The 509-nt window shown below is 65.2% G+C and carries 1 pseudogene; it reads right to left on the bottom strand.

Features of this window, described 5'->3' with window-relative positions:
- A pseudogene (locus EN984_RS37120) lies at nt 1–509 on the bottom strand (hypothetical protein); the annotation flags it as partial.

The raw sequence follows: 509 nt of genomic DNA on the forward strand, positions 1-509 counted from the left end.
GATGACGCTGATCGCGCCGCCGGCCGGGGGCGGCGTCGAGCCGATCGCGAAAAGATTGCCGGTGCCGGTCGAGGTGACGCTGCCGCTGAAGGTCACCGAGCCGCCAGTGGTGCCGTCGACCTTGACCGCTATGCCTGGCACGGTTGCCGAGCTGGAGATGTTGGCCGCCACACCGATTGTCGCGCTGCCACCGGAAACGACGACACCGTCGCCAGTGCCCGAATTGGCGATGGCGCCACCGAGGATCGCGATCGAGCCGGTGTTGTTGGTCAGGCTGACATCGGTGCCCGCGACATTGGTCGTCACCAGATTGGTGATGGTGAAGGTCGATGACGAAGCGTTGATTGCAAGGCCGTTGATGCCGCCACCGGTGCCGCCGATGGTGACATTGCCACCCAGGAACGGGCCGCCCGAAACGGCATTGAAGTTGAGCGCCGTGGCTTGCGCAACACCTGTCGTGATGCTGTCGAACGCCATGCCGCCGGTGCCGATGGTGACGCCGTCGAGAT

Origin of the sequence: Mesorhizobium sp. M7A.F.Ca.CA.004.12.1.1 (assembly GCF_003997835.1) — a bacterium.
In the GTDB taxonomy this organism is placed as follows: Bacteria; Pseudomonadota; Alphaproteobacteria; order Rhizobiales; family Rhizobiaceae; genus Mesorhizobium.